13 protein-coding genes are annotated in these 15,656 nt (G+C 72.1%); 8 read left to right on the plus strand and 5 right to left on the minus strand.

Features of this window, described 5'->3' with window-relative positions:
• Position 1: 1 nt before the first annotated feature.
• Both SSP29_RS23195 and SSP29_RS23200 read right to left on the minus strand, forming a co-directional pair.
• On the minus strand, positions 2 to 745 hold the full coding sequence (locus SSP29_RS23195; protein WP_089102671.1) for a L,D-transpeptidase family protein: 744 nt from the start codon (positions 743 to 745) through the stop codon (positions 2 to 4).
• A gap of 138 nt (positions 746 to 883) precedes the next feature.
• Positions 884 to 2,326: a M1 family metallopeptidase gene (locus tag SSP29_RS23200; RefSeq protein WP_089102672.1), complete on the minus strand. Its 1,443-nt coding sequence runs from the start codon at positions 2,324 to 2,326 to the stop codon at positions 884 to 886.
• 129 nt (positions 2,327 to 2,455) lie between these two features.
• On the opposite strand from SSP29_RS23200, the gene SSP29_RS23205 reads away from it, so the two are divergent.
• Complete coding sequence (locus SSP29_RS23205) at positions 2,456 to 2,803, plus strand: DUF488 domain-containing protein (protein ID WP_089102673.1); 348 nt, start codon at positions 2,456 to 2,458, stop codon at positions 2,801 to 2,803.
• A gap of 19 nt (positions 2,804 to 2,822) precedes the next feature.
• On the opposite strand, the gene SSP29_RS23210 is transcribed toward SSP29_RS23205, so the two are convergent.
• Both SSP29_RS23210 and SSP29_RS23215 read right to left on the minus strand, forming a co-directional pair.
• Positions 2,823 to 4,496, minus strand: a complete 1,674-nt coding sequence (locus SSP29_RS23210) for an FAD-binding dehydrogenase (RefSeq protein WP_089102674.1) — start codon at positions 4,494 to 4,496, stop codon at positions 2,823 to 2,825.
• A gap of 17 nt (positions 4,497 to 4,513) precedes the next feature.
• Positions 4,514 to 5,170: a TetR/AcrR family transcriptional regulator gene (locus tag SSP29_RS23215; protein ID WP_089102675.1), complete on the minus strand. Its 657-nt coding sequence runs from the start codon at positions 5,168 to 5,170 to the stop codon at positions 4,514 to 4,516.
• 120 nt (positions 5,171 to 5,290) lie between these two features.
• Between SSP29_RS23215 and SSP29_RS23220 the strand changes: the two genes are divergently transcribed.
• The 3 genes from SSP29_RS23220 (at position 5,291) to SSP29_RS23230 (ending at position 8,051) form a co-directional block, all read left to right on the plus strand.
• Positions 5,291 to 5,917 (plus strand): alpha-ketoglutarate-dependent dioxygenase AlkB, encoded by a 627-nt coding sequence (locus SSP29_RS23220; RefSeq protein WP_089102676.1) that lies wholly within the window; start codon positions 5,291 to 5,293, stop codon positions 5,915 to 5,917.
• A gap of 85 nt (positions 5,918 to 6,002) precedes the next feature.
• Positions 6,003 to 6,752: an MBL fold metallo-hydrolase gene (locus tag SSP29_RS23225; protein ID WP_089102911.1), complete on the plus strand. Its 750-nt coding sequence runs from the start codon at positions 6,003 to 6,005 to the stop codon at positions 6,750 to 6,752.
• 24 nt (positions 6,753 to 6,776) lie between these two features.
• Complete coding sequence (locus tag SSP29_RS23230) at positions 6,777 to 8,051, plus strand: DUF4032 domain-containing protein (RefSeq protein WP_089102677.1); 1,275 nt, start codon at positions 6,777 to 6,779, stop codon at positions 8,049 to 8,051.
• Between the two features lie 21 nt (positions 8,052 to 8,072).
• On the opposite strand, the gene SSP29_RS23235 is transcribed toward SSP29_RS23230, so the two are convergent.
• Positions 8,073 to 8,933 carry a universal stress protein gene (locus tag SSP29_RS23235; protein ID WP_089102678.1) on the minus strand — a complete coding sequence of 287 codons (861 nt, stop codon included), beginning with the start codon at positions 8,931 to 8,933 and terminating at the stop codon, positions 8,073 to 8,075.
• A gap of 193 nt (positions 8,934 to 9,126) precedes the next feature.
• On the opposite strand from SSP29_RS23235, the gene SSP29_RS23240 reads away from it, so the two are divergent.
• The 4 genes from SSP29_RS23240 to SSP29_RS23255 all read left to right on the plus strand — a co-directional run bounded on the left by SSP29_RS23240 (position 9,127) and on the right by SSP29_RS23255 (position 15,648).
• Entirely contained in the window at positions 9,127 to 10,803 is a 1,677-nt protein-coding gene (locus SSP29_RS23240) for an NAD(P)/FAD-dependent oxidoreductase (protein ID WP_089102679.1), read from the plus strand.
• The gene (locus SSP29_RS23245) at positions 10,800 to 12,275 is read left to right on the plus strand and encodes an ATP-binding protein (RefSeq protein WP_089102680.1); all 1,476 of its coding nucleotides are present in this window, start codon (positions 10,800 to 10,802) and stop codon (positions 12,273 to 12,275) included. The genes SSP29_RS23240 and SSP29_RS23245 overlap by 4 nt, the downstream gene beginning before the upstream one ends.
• Positions 12,272 to 12,625 carry a UBP-type zinc finger domain-containing protein gene (locus SSP29_RS23250; protein ID WP_089102681.1) on the plus strand — a complete coding sequence of 118 codons (354 nt, stop codon included), beginning with the start codon at positions 12,272 to 12,274 and terminating at the stop codon, positions 12,623 to 12,625. The genes SSP29_RS23245 and SSP29_RS23250 overlap by 4 nt, the downstream gene beginning before the upstream one ends.
• 143 nt (positions 12,626 to 12,768) lie before the next feature.
• Positions 12,769 to 15,648 (plus strand): helix-turn-helix transcriptional regulator, encoded by a 2,880-nt coding sequence (locus tag SSP29_RS23255; protein WP_089102682.1) that lies wholly within the window; start codon positions 12,769 to 12,771, stop codon positions 15,646 to 15,648.
• Positions 15,649 to 15,656: the final 8 nt, after the last annotated feature.

Here is a 15,656-nt window from a genome sequence, read left to right on the forward strand (position 1 = left end):
CCTACCGGGCGAGCCAGTCGCCGTGGCCCATGACGACGACCGGATACCGGCCCGGGTCGAGGGTGCGCAGCAGCTCCCTCATGTGCGCCTTTGCGACGCTCACACAGGCGTGCGTCGGACCGCCGTGGTCGACGTGCAGCCACACGCCACCGCCGCGCTTCGTGCCCATCGGCCGGGTCCAGTCGAGCGGTGAAGTACCGGGCTGCCGGTTGTAGTTGATGGCGATCACGTAGTCGAAGGAACCCTCCAGCGGCTCGCCCTCGAACCCGGTCCCGGGCGAGGTGAAGCCGTAGGACTGGTGGTACGGCAGCCTGCTCCCGGGGTCGGCGAGCAGGCCCCCGGCATCGGTCAGCCCGTACACCCCGACGGGCGAACGCAGGTCCCCGGCCATGTGACGCTCGCTCCAGCCGTCCTTGCCGTTGTGCGCGGGCCAACTGGCGCCGGGCTGCCAGACGTCGTCGTCGCGTTCGTACAGGACGACGGTGGAGAGCGGCGAGTCCTTGCCCCGGCCGGTGGCGACGACGACCTGCTCCGCCCGCCCGGGTATCGCGGCCGTCGTCCTGGGCCCGAGCCCGGGTATGCCGCTCGGCTGCGGGCTGCTGCTCTCGGGTGTGGGGGAAGCCGTCGCCGTCACCGGCCGGTCGTCCTCCGACCGACTCGGCGCAGCCTCGGCGCCACCCCCGCACCCGGAGAGCAGGAGGGGGGAGGCGGAGAGGAGGGCAACGGCAGCTCTGCGATGGATCATGAGACTGACCCTGGCCGACGCTTGTAAGAAACTCGTCAGCTTTCAGCGCCCCTTTAGGGGCGCGGGGCTGTGTCCATATGCGGCTACCGCCGCGTGGGCGCGACCAGCCCCCACCGCCCCGCACCCGAACAACTACCCCTACGGCTTGCCCTTCTTGTACACCCACGTCTGGAACAAGGAACCGAGGTCCTTCCCCGACTCCTTCTCCGCGAGCTTCACGAACTCCGCGGTGGTCCCGTGCCCGTACCGGTGCTGCGAAGCCCAGTCCCGCAGGATCCGGAAGAACACCGCATCCCCCACGGCCTTCCGCAGCTCGTGCAGGGCCATCGCACCCCGCGCATACACCGGCGTGCCGAAGATGTTCGCCCCGCTCCCCGGATCCCCCGGCGGGTACGCCCACAACTCGTTGCTCGCCGGCTTGGCGTACAGCGCGTCGAAGGTCTTCTGCGCGCTGTCGCCCCCGTGCTGCTCGCTGTACAGCCACTCGGCATACGTGGCGAAGCCCTCGTTGAGCCAGATGTCCTTCCAGGCGGTGAGGGAGACGGAGTCGCCGAACCACTGGTGGGCGTTCTCGTGCACGAGCGTGCTCAGATCCGGCGCCGAGTCGTAGATCGGCCGGCCCTGCGTCTCCAGCGCGTATCCGACGTTCGGCGCGTGGTCGACGATCGACCCGGCGGAGCGGAACGGGTACGGCCCGAACAGCTTGCTCTCCCACTCCAGCACCGACGGCAGCTTCTTCAGCACGGCCGCCGATCCGCTCGCCTCGCGCGGGTCGACCGCGTTGTACACCTTGATCCCGTCCCGGGTGGTGTACTGCTGCACCTTGAACTTGCCGACCGTGGCGGTGGCGAGGTACGCGGCCATCGGCTCGGTCTGCCGCCACCGGAAGGTCGTGCGGCCGCCGGACGTCTGCTGTCCGAGCAGGATGCCGTTGGCGACGGCGGTACGGCCCTTGGGGACGGTGATCGTGAAGTCGTACGACGACTTGTCCTTGGGGTGGCTGTTCGCCGGGAACCAGGTCATCGCGCCCTGCGGCTCCCCGGCGACGAACGCGCCGTCGTCGGTGCGGATCCAGCCGTCGGCCGAGCCGTCCGGGTCGGTGACCTGCTTGGGCGTGCCGTTGTACAGCACGGTGACCCGGAAGTCCCGGCCCTTCGCCAGTGCCCGCGCCGGTGTGACGACGAGTTCCTGGCCGCTGCGGCTGAAACGCGCGGTCCGGCCGTCGACGGTCACCCGGGTGACCTTCAGACCGCTGAGGTCGAGGTCGAAGCGGGTGAGCTTTTCGGTGGCGCGGGCGGTGAGGACCGCCTTGCCGTTGAGGTGCCGGGAGGAGGTGTCGTAGCGCAGCGTCAGGTCGTAGTGGCTGACGTGGTAGCCGCCGTTGCCGCTGAGCGGGAAGTACGGGTCGCCCGCGCCCGCGGCGCCTATGGTGCTCGCCGAGGCCGTTCCGGCACCGGCGAGCAGGGCCGCCACGGCGACCGGGACGGTGGCGAGGACGGCCTCGCGGCGAAGGACTGCGGTACGTCTGCGTGCGCCCTGCACAGGAACTCCTTGGGGGGGTGGCCGGTGATCAATAGCCATACAGACTAGGCGCGGGGGTGTCCGCGTTTCCCCCTCATTCTGGTCAAGCTGCGCCGCGTCGGCAGCCCGTGGCGCGGGCCCGCCGGATACGCTCGCGCCACCGTCAGCGAACCGAGAGGTGCATCGACTGTGAGCGTGCGCGTCCGCAGGATCTACGAGTCGCCCGAGCCGGCGGACGGGGTACGTGTCCTGGTGGACCGGCTGTGGCCGCGCGGGCTGTCCAAGGAGGTCGCGCACGTGGACGAGTGGCCGAAGGGGCTGACGCCGTCGGACGAACTGCGCCGCTGGTTCCACGCCGGCGGGTCGTACGAGGAGTTCGTGCGTCGTTACGAGGCGGAGCTGACCGCTCCCGAGGCCGCCGAACTCCTCGACGGCCTGCGGAAGTCGGTGCGCGAGGGGCAGGTGACCCTGCTCACCTCGTCCAAGACCCCGGACGAGAGCCACGCCACGGTGCTGGCGCGGCTCCTGGCCGGTTAGGCGGTCTGCTCCTGACCGGTCAGGCGGTCTGCTTCGCCGCCGCGCGTCCCGCCGCCCGGCCCGAGAAGAGGCAGCCGCCGAGGAACGTGCCCTCCAGCGCGTTGTAGCCGTGCACACCGCCGCCGCCGAAGCCGGCCACCTCGCCGGCCGCGTAGAGCCCGCCGACCGGCTTGCCGTCGGCGCCGAGGGCGCGGGAGTCCAGGTCGGTCTGGATGCCGCCGAGGGTCTTGCGGGTGAGGACGTGCAGCTTGACGCCGATCAGCGGTCCGGCGGCCGGGTCGAGGATGCGGTGCGGGGTGGCGACCCGGCCCAGGCGGTCGCCGATGTAGCGGCGGGCGTTGTGGATGCCCTGGATCTGGGAGTCCTTGCTGTAGGAGTTGTTGATCTGCAGGTCGCGGGCGACGATCTGGCGGCGCACCTCGGCCGCGTCGAGGAGCGCCTTGTCGGTGAGGCCGTTCATCTTCTCGACGAGCTGGTCCAGGGAGTTCGCGGTGACGAAGTCCGCGCCGTTGTCGAGGAAGGCCTGCACCGGGCCGGGCGCGCCCTTGCCGAGCAGCCGGTCGCGCAGCACGGCCTTGCGGTCCTTGGCGGTGATGTCGGGGTTCTGCTCGGAGCCGGAGAGCGCGAACTCCTTCTCGATGATCTTCCGGGTGAGGACGAACCAGGAGTGGTCGTATCCGGCGATGTCCTCGGTGGTGCGCAGGTACTTGAGGGTGCTGAGGGTGTCGTAACCCGGTAGGCAGGGGTCGGGCAGCCGGCGGCCGAGGGCGTCGAGCCAGATGGAGGAGGGGCCGGGCAGGATGCGGATGCCGTGGCCGGGCCAGATGGAGTTCCAGTTCTGGATGCCCTCGGTGTAGTGCCACATGCGGTCGCGGTTGACCAGGCGGACACCGGCCTCCGCGCTGATGTCGAGCATGCGGCCGTCCACGTAGGCGGGGACGCCGGTGACCATCTCGGCGGGGGGTGTGCCCAGGCGTTCGGGCCAGTAGCGGCGGACGATGTCGTGGTTGGCGCCGATGCCGCCGGTGGTGACGACGACGGCCTGGGCGGTGAGTTCGAACTCGCCGATGCGGTCGCGGTTGGAGGCGACACCGCGCGGTGAGTCGTCGGGGGCGAGGACGGTGCCGCGTACGCCGCGCGCCTCGCCGTCCTCGATGACGAGTTCGTCGACCTGGTGGCGGTGGTGGAAGGTGAGCAGCCCGTCGCGGGCGGCCTGCTTGGCGTACCGGGCGAAGGGCTCGACCACGCCGGTGCCGGTGCCCCAGGCCACGTGGAAGCGGGGCACGGAGTTGCCGTGGCCGTGCGCCCGCAGGTCGCCGCGTTCGGCCCAGCCGACGGTCGGCAGCAGGCTGATGCCGTGGCTCTGCAGCCAGGGCCGCTTCTCCCCGGCCGCGAACTCGACATAGGCGCGCGCCCAGCGCACCGCCCAGGAGTCCTCGTCGTCCTTGCGGTCGAACTGGGCGCTGCCCTGCCAGTCGTTCCAGGCCAGGTCGAGGGAGTCCTTGATGCCGAGGCGGCGCTGCTCGGGCGAGTCGACGAGGAAGAGCCCGCCGAAGGACCAGAACGCCTGGCCGCCGAGGTTGGCGGCGTTCTCCTGGTCGACCAGGGCGACGCGCCTGCCCCTGCTGGTGAGTTCGTGCGCCGCGACCAGGCCGGCGAGGCCGGCTCCGACGACGATGACGTCCGCGTCCATGGCGACTTCTGCCCTTCTCATTCGGGGTGGGTGCTGCCGTTCGTTCGTGCGGGGTGGGCGCTGCCGTCGGTCAGCAGCGCGGTGAGCAGTTGCTTGAGCCAGGTACGGGCCCGGTCCACGTCCTTGTCGAGCAGCAGTTGGACGGTGACCCCGTCGTATGCGGCGACCACGGCGTGCGCGGCGCCGTCGGCATCGCCGAGCACGGCGGGGACCGGGGTGTGGCCGCGGGCCCGGAAGAGCCGGTCGGCGATGGCCCGGCGGAGCCGGGTCCGGTGGTCGAGGAGGATCTCGGCGACGGCCGGGTCCCGGGCGGCGTGCACCAGGAAGTCGGTCTTCACCAGCAGCCAGTCCACGTCGAGGAGCAGGACGTCGGTGACCCGGTCCACGGAGGCCGGTACGTCCAGGTCGGGTCCGTCGCCGGCGAGGGCGTCGGCGACCTGCCGGGCGATGAGGTCGGCGCGCTCCCGGTAGAGGGCGAAGAACAGTTCGTCGAGGGTGGCGAAGTTGGAGTAGAAGGCGCCGCGGCTGAACCCGGCGGCCTCGCAGACCTCCTCGATGGAGACCCGCCCGAAACCCTTGGCGGCGAACACGGTGAACGCGGCGTCGAGCAGCCGGGCGCGGGTCTGCACCCGCCGCCGCGTCACACGCTGGGGCGCACCGCCGCTCGCCGTCATGTACCGACCTCCGTTCGATACGCAAATGTATCGGATACACCAACGTATCGAAAGAGCTCCGGCAGCCCGCCCGGAGAATTCGAATGGAACATCTTTTCGATTACGGAGTACGCTGGCCCCATGGCCACGCACCTCCAGGGCTCCCTGTTCGACCAGACCGACGAGCTGCGGCTCGGCGGCCTCGACGGCATCGGCCGGACCGCACTGGGCTCCGGCGCCTGGATCGACGTGCTGCCCGGCTGGCTGAGCGGCGCCGACGCGCTGTTCGAACAGCTGGCGGCGGACGTCCCGTGGCATGCCGAGCGCCGCACGATGTACGACAACGTCGTGGACGTACCGCGCCTGCTCGCCTTCTACGCCGCGGCCGACCCGCTCCCCCACCCCGTCCTCGCCGAGGCCCGCGAGGCGCTCACCCGGCACTACGCCGAGGAGCTGGGCGAGCCGTTCGCCACGGCCGGGCTCTGCTACTACCGCGACGGCCGGGACAGCGTGGCCTGGCACGGCGACCGGATCGGCCGGGGTGCGCGCGAGGACACCATGGTCGCCATCCTCTCCGTGGGCGCACCCCGTGACCTGCTGCTGCGCCCGCTGCACGGCGGCCCCTCGGTCCGGCGTCCGCTCGGCCACGGCGACCTGATCGTGATGGGCGGCTCCTGCCAGCGGACCTGGGAACACTGCGTGCCGAAGACGGCCCGGGCCGCCGGGCCGCGGATCAGCGTCCAGTTCCGGCCGCACGGGGTGCGCTGATCCTGGCCTCGTCAACCGGTGGCCCGCTCCGTGTGGTTGGCTGTCCTCCGTTTCGATCTGGACGGACGGGCTAGCCGGAGTGATCATGCGGGCAGAGGTACACGAAGTCGGCAGTGGCGCCTATCTGGTGCACGGCCAGCACACCAACTGGGTGATCCTCAAGGACGGTGACGCCGTCACGCTGGTCGACACCGGCTACCCCGGCGACCGGCAGGGGCTGCTCGACTCCCTCGCGGAGGTGGGCAGTTCACCGGAGGCGGTCGCGGCCGTCCTGATCACGCACGCGCACAACGACCACCTCGGCTCGGCCGAGTACCTGCGCGACACCCACGGCACGCCGGTCTACCTCCACGAGGCCGAGGTACCGCACGCCCGGCGGGAGTTCCTCCAGCAGGTCTCCGTGGGCGAGGTGGTGAAGAACGCCTGGCGGCCGGGTGTGGTGCCGTGGCTGGTGCACGTGCTGCGCGTCGGCGGCACCGAGCAGCACCCGGTCAAGGCTCCCGAGGCGTTCCCGGTCGCCGACGGCCCTCTCGACCTGCCGGGCCGCCCGGTCCCGGTGCACACCCCCGGCCACACCGACGGGCACACCGTCTACCACCTGCCCGACGCCGGTCTTGTGATCTCCGGGGACGCCCTGGTCAGCGGCCACCGCACCTCGCGGATCCAGGGCCCGCAGCTGCTGCCCGACATGTTCCACCACGAGCGGGCCCGGGCCGTCGCCTCGCTGGAACTGATCGGAGCCCTCGACGGCGACGCCCTGCTGCCGGGACACGGCCCGCTGCACCGGGGCTCGGTGCGCACGGCCGCCGAGCGGGCCCGGGAGCTGGCCTCGTAACCCACCGGCCTTAAGGTTCGTCCCATGGCCTTGCAGATCAGCGCCACCAACCCGGAGCACCCCGCGCTCCTGCTCGAACTCCCCTGGGACGTCCCGCTGGAGGAGTGGCCCGAGGAGTACCTCGTGCCGCTCCCCCGGGGCATCTCCCGGCACGTGGTGCGCTACGCCCGGGCCGGCAGCGAGGTCATCGCGGTGAAGGAGCTGGCGGAGCGCCCGGCGCTGCGCGAGTACGAGCTGCTGCGCGACCTGGACCGGCTCGGCATCCCCGCGGTCGACCCCCTCGCCGTGATCACCGGGCGCCTCGACCCGGACGCCGAACCGCTGGAGTCGGTGCTGGTCACCCGGCACCTCGGCGGTTCGATGCCGTACCGCTCGATGTTCGAGACGACCATGCGCCCGGCCACCATGCACCGTCTCATGGACGCCCTGGCGGTGCTGCTGGTGCGCCTGCACCTGGCCGGGTTCGCGTGGGGCGACTGCTCGCTGTCCAACACCCTGTTCCGGCGGGACGCGGGCGCCTACGCGGCGTACCTGGTGGACGCCGAGACCGGCGACCTGCATCCGCAGCTGAGCAACGGGCAGCGGGAGTACGACCTCGACCTGGCCCGGGTGAACATCAGCGGGGAGCTGCTCGACCTGGAGGCGTCGGGGGCGCTGCACCCGTCGCTGGACCCGATCGAGTTCGGGTTCGAGATCTGCACCCGGTACGGCGAGCTGTGGGAGGAGCTGACCCGGACCTCGGTGTATCCGGCCGGCAAGTACCAGTACATCGAGCGCCGGATCCGGCGGCTCAACGACCTCGGTTTCGACGTGGCCGAGATGCAGATCGAGCACTCCTCCGACGGCGACAGCGTCACCTTCGTGCCGAAGGTCGTCGACGCCGGCCACCACCAGCGCCAGCTGCTGCGGCTGACCGGCCTGGACGCCGAGGAGAACCAGGCGCGGCGGCTGCTCAACGACCTGGAGAGCTGGATGGCCACCCAGGACGACTACGCCCCCGGCGATCCTCCCCCAAGCTCTCAACTTCGTTCGAGCAGGGGGGACCCCCATGCCGCCCGCCCCGAGGTGCTGGCCCACCGGTGGGTGCGGGACGTCTTCCGCCCCACCGTGCGGGCCGTACCGCTGGAGCTGCGCGGTTCCATGGACCCGGCGGAGATCTACCACGAGCTGCTGGAGCACCGCTGGTACCTGTCCGAGCGGGCGCAGCACGACATAGGCCTGGACAGCGCGGTCGAGGACTACATCGAGAACGTGCTGCCCAAGGCGCGGGAGACCCTGGAGCCGGTCACCCCGGAGTGAGGCGGACGCGCCGGTCGCCGGTCAGTCGTGCGGGACCACGGCCACCGGGCAGTCGGCGTGGTGCAGCACCCCGTGCGCGACCGACCCGATGCGCGCGCCGACCGCCGTGCGGTGGGCGCGCCGCCCGACGACCATCAGCTGGGCGTGTCCGGCCACCGACAGCAGCACCTGCCCCGCGCTGCCCATCTCCACGTGCTCGGCGACCGGCACCCCCGGAAACCGCTCGCGCAGCGGCCGTACCGCCTCGGACAGCGCCTTCTTCTCGAAGGGCTCCATGCCTCCGGCCTCGTCCAGCAGCTTCAGCGAACCCGGGCTGTAGGCGAAGACCGGCGGCAGGGTCCAGGCCCGTACCACCCGGACCGTCGCGCCACGGGCCGCGGCCGTCTCGAACGCGAACCCCAGCACGGCCGCGCTGTCCTCCGCGCCGCCCTGCTGGCCCACGACGACCTCCCGCCCGGCCGCCTCGGCCGCTGGCCGGTCCCCGGCACGCACCAGGACCACGGGCCGGGCGGCCTCGGCGATCACCTGCTGGCCGACGGAACCCAGCAGGAACCCGACGACCTGCCCGTGCCCGCGCGAGCCCAGCGCCAGCAGCTCGGCGCCGGCGGCCGCGGCCACCAGCACCTCGACCGGGCCGCCCTCCACCACGTCGACGCTCACCGCGAGTTCCGGATGCCGTCCGGTGACGGTCCGCACCGACTCGGTGACACCGTCGGACACCCACCCGCGCTGGGTCTCCCGGTCACCGCCGACCGCCTCGTACCGCCAGGCGTGCACGACCCGCAGCGGCAGCGCCCGGCGCACCGCTTCCCGGGCCGCCCAGTCGAGAGCGGCGAGGCTCTCCTCCGTACCGTCGACCCCTGCCGTGATCGGGCGTGTCATGCACCGGCCTCCTCCGCGTCGGTTACGCCTCTGCGTGATCAGTCTTCCGCACCGGCGGGTGCCCGCCGTGCACCGTCGTACAAGAGCGAAGGCAGGCGATCGAACATACGATGGGCGGGAACCGGTACGGTGGCTGCGCTCCTCGCGGAGGGCCCGCCGTCCCGTGGAACCAACGGCTCGGGGTGGGAGACGTATGGCACAGGCTGCCGACGCGGCACGGACCGTCATCATGACCGTGGACGACGACCCGGGGGTGTCCCGTGCCGTCGCCCGGGACCTGCGGCGCCGCTACGGCGCGTCGTACCGGATCGTGCGCGCGGAGTCCGGCGACTCGGCGCTGGAGGCGCTGCGGGAGCTGAAGCTGCGCGGCGACCTGGTGGCCGTGATCCTGGCCGACTACCGGATGCCGCAGATGAACGGCATCGAGTTCCTGGAACAGGCCCTGGACGTGTACCCGGGCGCGCGGCGCGTGCTGCTGACCGCGTACGCGGACACCAACGCGGCGATCGACGCGATCAACGTCGTCGATCTGGACCACTATCTCCTCAAGCCCTGGGATCCCCCGGAGGAGAAGCTCTACCCGGTCCTCGACGACCTGCTGGACGCCTGGCGGGCCAGCGACTACAAGCCGGTGCCGGCCACCAAGGTGGTCGGGCACCGCTGGTCGGCGCGCTCCTCGGACGTGCGGGAGTTCCTGGCCCGCAACCAGGTGCCGTACCGCTGGTACTCGGTGGAGGAGCCGGAGGGGCAGCGGCTGCTGGCCGCGGCCGAGGCCGACGGGACGCGGCTGCCGCTGGTGATCACACCGGACGGCACGCCCCTGGTGGAGCCGGAGGCCCCGGAGCTGGCCGCGCACGTGGGGCTCGCGACGACCCCGACGGCGGACTTCTACGACCTGGTGGTGATCGGCGGCGGCCCGGCCGGGCTCGGCTCGGCCGTGTACGGGGCGTCGGAGGGGCTGCGGACCGTGCTCGTGGAGCGGTCGGCGACCGGCGGGCAGGCCGGGCAGAGCTCGCGGATCGAGAACTACCTGGGCTTCCCCGACGGCGTGTCGGGCGCCCAGCTCACCGACCGGGCGCGGCGGCAGGCCGCCAAGTTCGGCGCGGAGATCCTGACCGCCCGCGAGGTCACCGGACTCGAGATCAACGGGGCCGCGCGGGTGGTGCGGTTCGCGGACGGCTCGGCGGTCGCGGCGCACAGCGTGATCCTGGCGACCGGAGTGCAGTACCGGCAGCTGGAGGCGGAGGGCTGTATCGACCTGACCGGCTGCGGGGTGTTCTACGGCTCCGCGCTCACCGAGGCGACCTCCTGCCAGGGCCAGGACGTGTACATCGTCGGCGGCGCCAACTCGGCCGGCCAGGCGGCGATGTACCTGTCCCGGTTCGCCAAGTCGGTGACCCTGCTGGTCCGCGGCGCCGACCTGTCGGCGTCGATGTCGTACTACCTGATCCAGCAGATCAACGAGGCCCCGAACATCGCCGTGCGCAGTCACACCGTGGTGGACGCCGCGCACGGCGTCGAGCGCCTGGAGCAGCTCACCCTGCGCCATGTGCAGAGCGGGGACCGGGAACAGGTCGACGCCCAGTGGATGTTTGTCTTCATCGGGGCGGCACCGCTCACCGACTGGCTCGGCGACACGGTGCTGCGGGACGAACGCGGGTTCATCCTGGCCGGGCCCGACCTGACCGTCGACGGACGGCCGCCGGCGGGCTGGGAGCTGGACCGGCCGCCGTACCACCTGGAGACCAGCATTCCCGGCGTGTTCGTGGCGGGCGACGCACGCGCCGAGTCCGCCAAGCGTGTCGCGTCCGCCGTCGGAGAAGGAGCCATGGCAGTGATGCTTGTCCACCGGTATCTGGAGCAGTCATGAGCGGGCATCCGATGCCGTGCAGCCCGAAGGAGATCGGCGCGCTGTTCCTGTTCGAGAAGCTGGAGCCGGAGCAGCTCGGGCGGCTGTGCGCGGCGGGCCGGGTGGAGCTGTTCCAGCCGGGCCCCGTCTACACCGAGGGTGACCCGGCCACCTGCTTCTACGTGATGGTCGAGGGCACGGTGGTGCTCTCCCGGCAGGTCGGCGGGGACGACGTCGAGGTGACCCGGACCTCGCAGGCCGGGGTGTACGCGGGCGCGATGCAGGCGTACCTCGGGGACCGGGTGCGGCAGGCGTACAACAACACGATGCGGGTGACCGAGCCGACGCGGTTCTTCGTGCTGCCGGCCGACACGTTCGCGGACATCATGCGCGAGTGGTTCCCGATGGCCGTGCACCTGCTTGAGGGCCTGTTCTTCGGCTCGAAGAACACCCAGGCGGCGATCGGGCAGCGCGAACGGCTGCTGGCGCTCGGCTCGTTGTCCGCCGGGCTCACCCACGAGCTCAACAACCCGGCCGCGGCGGCCGTGCGGGCCACGTCGACGCTGCGCGAGCGGGTGGCGAAGATGCGGCACAAGCTCGCCATCATCGCCGGAGGGCCGTTCTCGCGGGAGCAGTTGGCGGGTCTGATCGAGATCCAGGAGCGCACGGCGGAACGGGTCGCCAAGGCGTCGTCGCTCAGTCCGCTGGAGGCCTCCGACCGCGAGGACGCGCTCACCGACTGGCTGGAGGACCGCGGCATCGACCACGGCTGGGAGCTCGCGCCGACGTTCGTGCAGGCCGGGCTGGACGCCGACTGGCTGGAGCAGGTGGCTGCCGCCGTCGACGAGGAGATCCTGCCGAACGCGGTCGGCTGGCTCAACTACACCATCGAGACCGAGCTGTTGATGAACGAGATCGAGGACTCGACCACCCGTATCTCGAACCTCGTCGACGCGGCCAAGCAGTACAGCCAGCTGGACCGGGCGCCGTACCGGGAGGTGGACGTGCACGAACTCCTCGACAGCACGCTGCTGATGCTGTCCGGGAAGATCGGGCAGGACATCCAGGTGGTCAAGGAGTACGACCGTACGGTCCCGCCCGTGCCCGCCTACCCCGCCGAGCTCAACCAGGTGTGGACCAACCTCATCGACAACGCGGTCTGCGCGATGAAGGACGGCAGCCGGGGCGACGGACACGGCACGCTGACCGTGCGGACGGCTCTCGACCACGACCAACTGCTGGTCGAGTTCCGGGACACCGGGAGCGGGATCGCGCCGGAGATCAAGGACCGGATCTTCGACCCCTTCTTCACGACCAAGCCCGTGGGGCAGGGCACGGGGCTCGGTCTGGACATCTCGTGGCGGATCGTCGTGAACAAGCATCACGGCACCATGCGGGTGGAGTCGGAGCCCGGTGACACCCGGTTCCAGGTGCTGCTTCCGCTGACCGCCGAGGCGCCCGAGGAATCCGAGACAGCTGTGGAGGCAGTATGAGTGGCGACACCGCCATCGACCCGAACGTTCCGCCGAGCGGTGCCGGGTGTGTGGAGTGCGACGCGGTGGGGGGCTGGTGGTTCCATCTGCGGCGGTGCACACAGTGCGGGCACATCGGGTGCTGCGACGACTCGCCGGCGAAGCATGCGACGGCGCACTTCCATGAGACCGGGCATCCGGTGATCCGTAGCTACGAGCCGGGCGAGGGGTGGTTCTGGAACTACGAGACGGAGGAACTGTTCGACGCCGGGCCGGAGTTGGCGCCGCCGGTGAGTCATCCTGCGGATCAGTCCGTGCCGGGTCCTGCGGAGCGGGTGCCGGAGGACTGGGCTCGGGTTCTGAGGGGCTGAGTGCCTAGGGGGGTGGGGGGTTCTGTGGTGACGGCGGCTGCGGGTTGAGTGTGGCTGGTCGCGCCCACGCGGCGGAGCCGCAAATCGATACAGCCCCGCGCCCCTTGGGTGTGTGGCCTCGCGCTTCTTGCAAGGATGAGGGCGTGTCACAGAGATCGTTTGGTACTCCCCTGATCGGTCGGGACGAGGAACTGCTCCGCCTCAGCGGAGTACTTGAGCGTGCCCGGAACGGACGTGGGCAGGCCGTGCTCGTCGCCGGGGATGCGGGGGTCGGTAAGACCCGGCTGCTCGACGAAGTCTCGGCGCGGGCCGGTGACGGCGGGGCCACCGTCGTCACCGGGCACTGTGTCGATCTCGGGGATGTGGGGCTGCCGTATCTGCCGTTCACCGAGATTCTCGGGGCGCTGGCGGGTGATGAGCGGTTCGGTGGGGTGCTTGCCGCGCATCCTGTCGTGGAGCGACTGCTCGGGGCCGGGTCGGACTCCTCCCGCGATGCCGACGCACGGCTGCGGCTCTTCGAGGGCGTGGCCGGGCTGTTCGCCGAGTTGGCGGCTGCCGCGCCGCTGCTGCTGGTCCTGGAGGATCTGCACTGGGCCGACCAGTCGTCCCGGGATCTGTTGCGGTTTCTGCTGAGCCGTGGGGTGCTGCCCCGGCGGCTCGCCGTGCTGGCCTCCTACCGTGCCGACGACCTGCATCGGCGGCATCCGCTGCGGCCGCTGCTCGCCGAACTGGTGCGGCTGCCCGGGGTGGAGCGGCTGGAGGTGCGGCGGCTGGCCGACGCCGAGGTGGCTCGGCTGGTGCGGGCGCTGCAGGAGCGGCCGCTGTCCGAGGCGACCGTGCGGGACATCGTCGAGCGGGCCGAGGGCAACGCCTTCTACACCGAGGAGCTGGTGGCCGCGGCCGACGACGCGGACGGGATGCCCACCGGGCTCGCCGATCTGCTGCTCATCCGGGTCGAGCAGTTGTCGGAGACGGCCCAGCAGGTGCTGCGGACGGCCGCGGTGGCCGGGCGCCGGGTGGGACACGATCTGCTGCGGGACGCGGCGGGGCTGCCGGAGGAGGAGCTGGAGTCGGCGTTGCGGGAGGCGGTGGGGCGGCAGTTGCTCGTCGCCGGGGACGGGGACACGTACGCCTTCCGGCATGCCCTCGCGCGCGAGGCGGTGTACGGCGATCTGCTGCCCGGACAGCGGTCGCGGCTGCACGGCACGTACGCCAGGCTGCTCGCCGCGCGCGGGGGCGGGGCGGAGACGGCGGCCGAGCGGGCGTACCACTACCGGGAGAGCCACGATCTGCCCGAGGCGCTGGCCGCGTCCGTGGAGGCCGCGGGGCACGCCCGGCGGGTGGGGGCCCCGGCTGAGGAGCTGCGGCATCTGGAGGCGGCCCTGGACCTGTGGCCGGCCGTGCCGTGCGAGGCGCGGCCCTCGGGTGAGGGGCTGGACCCGGTGGTCCTGACGCTGCGGGCGTCGGCGGCGGCCGTGCACTCCGGTGACGCGCACCGGGCGGTGTCCCTGACCCGGGCCGCGCTGGCCGGTACCGGCCAGGACGCGGATCCCGAACTCGCCGCCCGCGTGCGCTACACCCTCGCCGGGAACCTCATCACCGTCGACAACCTGGCCGCCGCGTTCGCCTACAGCAGCGAGGCGCTCGCGATGATCCCCGCCGAACCGCCGTCGCGGACCTGGGTGTGGGCGGCGGCCACCCATGTCATGGCGGCCCGTCAGATCGGCGACGACGACACGGCGTTGCGGGTCGCGCGGCAGGCCCTGGCGGTCGCCGAGCGGATCGGCGCCACCGCAGCCCGGGCCGACCTGCTGATCTCCCTGGCCCGTCTGGAGGGCGGCGGGCGCCGCACCCTGGAGGGGCGGGAGCGGCTCCGGGAGGCGCGGGAGCTGGCCCGGGAGGCCGGGGACACGCCGGTGGAGATGCGGGCGCTGTTCAGCCTGGCCATCGGCTGCTTCGAGTCGGGCGAGCTGCGGGAGTGCCTGCCGTGGATCACCGAAGGGCTCGACCGGGCCCGGCGTTCGGGGCTGCTGTCCTCCCCCTATGCCCTGGAGATGCGGTATCTGCGGCTGCTGGTGCTCTTCACGCTGGGGCAGTGGGACGAGTGTGTGCGGGTGGCCCGCGCGGATCCGGCGCCGGGTTTCGCCGAGGGGCCCGTTCTGTACATCGCGCTGGCCAGGGGCGAGCCGGAGGTCGTGGAGCGGGCCAAGGCGCTGCTCGGGGAGCCGTTCGACTGGATGGGCACGTTCGTCGGCGGGATCGTGCTGACCGACGCGGCCGCGTTGCGGGGTGATCCGGAGGAGGCCGTGGCACGGGCGCGGGACACGGTCGCGGTGCTCTCCGACGAGTTGGGGCGGGCGCCGCACGTGACGGTCCGGCTCGCCGCGCTCGCGCTCGCGGCGGTCGCGGACGGGGCGGCGGCCGAACGGCGCGGCGGCGCAAGCGCCGACCGCTGGAGTGCTGTCGCCGGTGAACTGGTGGAGCTGGCGCGGTCGTCGGCCGCGGGGCAGGGCCCGGAGGGGCAGGCCTGGCTGGCGCGTGCCGAGGCCGAGTGGACCCGGGCCGGGTCCGGGCCGGACACCGCGACCTGGGAGAAGGCGGCGGCCGCGTTCGCGTACGGCGACGTGTACGAGGCGGCCCGGGTGCGGCTGCGGTACGCCGAGGCCCTGGCGGCCGACGGCCGGCGTACGGAGGCCGCGGAACAGGCGTTGGCGGTCCGGGAGACGGCGGCGGCCCTGGCTGCCGCGCCGTTGCTGGAGCGTGCGGAGGCACTGCTGCGCCGGTCGGTGCCGGCGGAGAACTCGCTCTCGCCGCTGACCGCACGCGAGCAGGACGTGCTGCGGCTCCTGGCGCTGGGCCGCAGCAACCGGCAGATCGGCGAGGAACTGTTCATCACCGGCAAGACGGCGAGCGTCCATGTCTCCAACATCCTCGCCAAGCTGGGCGCGGCGAGCCGTACGGAGGCGGTGGCGATCGCCTACCGGGAACGCCTGATCACCCCCGAGCCGACGGCCCAGGGGTGATCAGACGG

The sequence above is a fragment of the Streptomyces hyaluromycini genome (assembly GCF_002217755.1).
Lineage (GTDB): Bacteria > Actinomycetota > Actinomycetes > Streptomycetales > Streptomycetaceae > Streptomyces > Streptomyces hyaluromycini.

Excerpts from the sequence above, each read along its gene's own strand:
- SSP29_RS23195 (WP_089102671.1), bottom strand. The coding sequence starts at position 745 with ATGATCCATCGCAGAGCTGCCGTTGCCCTCCTCTCCGCCTCCCCCCTC.
- SSP29_RS23200 (WP_089102672.1), bottom strand. The coding sequence starts at position 2,326 with ATGGCTATTGATCACCGGCCACCCCCCCAAGGAGTTCCTGTGCAGGGC.
- SSP29_RS23210 (WP_089102674.1), bottom strand. The coding sequence starts at position 4,496 with ATGGACGCGGACGTCATCGTCGTCGGAGCCGGCCTCGCCGGCCTGGTC.
- SSP29_RS23215 (WP_089102675.1), bottom strand. The coding sequence starts at position 5,170 with ATGACGGCGAGCGGCGGTGCGCCCCAGCGTGTGACGCGGCGGCGGGTG.
- SSP29_RS23220 (WP_089102676.1), top strand. The coding sequence starts at position 5,291 with ATGGCCACGCACCTCCAGGGCTCCCTGTTCGACCAGACCGACGAGCTG.
- SSP29_RS23225 (WP_089102911.1), top strand. The coding sequence starts at position 6,003 with ATGCGGGCAGAGGTACACGAAGTCGGCAGTGGCGCCTATCTGGTGCAC.
- SSP29_RS23230 (WP_089102677.1), top strand. The coding sequence starts at position 6,777 with ATGGCCTTGCAGATCAGCGCCACCAACCCGGAGCACCCCGCGCTCCTG.
- SSP29_RS23235 (WP_089102678.1), bottom strand. The coding sequence starts at position 8,933 with ATGACACGCCCGATCACGGCAGGGGTCGACGGTACGGAGGAGAGCCTC.
- SSP29_RS23240 (WP_089102679.1), top strand. The coding sequence starts at position 9,127 with ATGGCACAGGCTGCCGACGCGGCACGGACCGTCATCATGACCGTGGAC.
- SSP29_RS23245 (WP_089102680.1), top strand. The coding sequence starts at position 10,800 with ATGAGCGGGCATCCGATGCCGTGCAGCCCGAAGGAGATCGGCGCGCTG.
- SSP29_RS23250 (WP_089102681.1), top strand. The coding sequence starts at position 12,272 with ATGAGTGGCGACACCGCCATCGACCCGAACGTTCCGCCGAGCGGTGCC.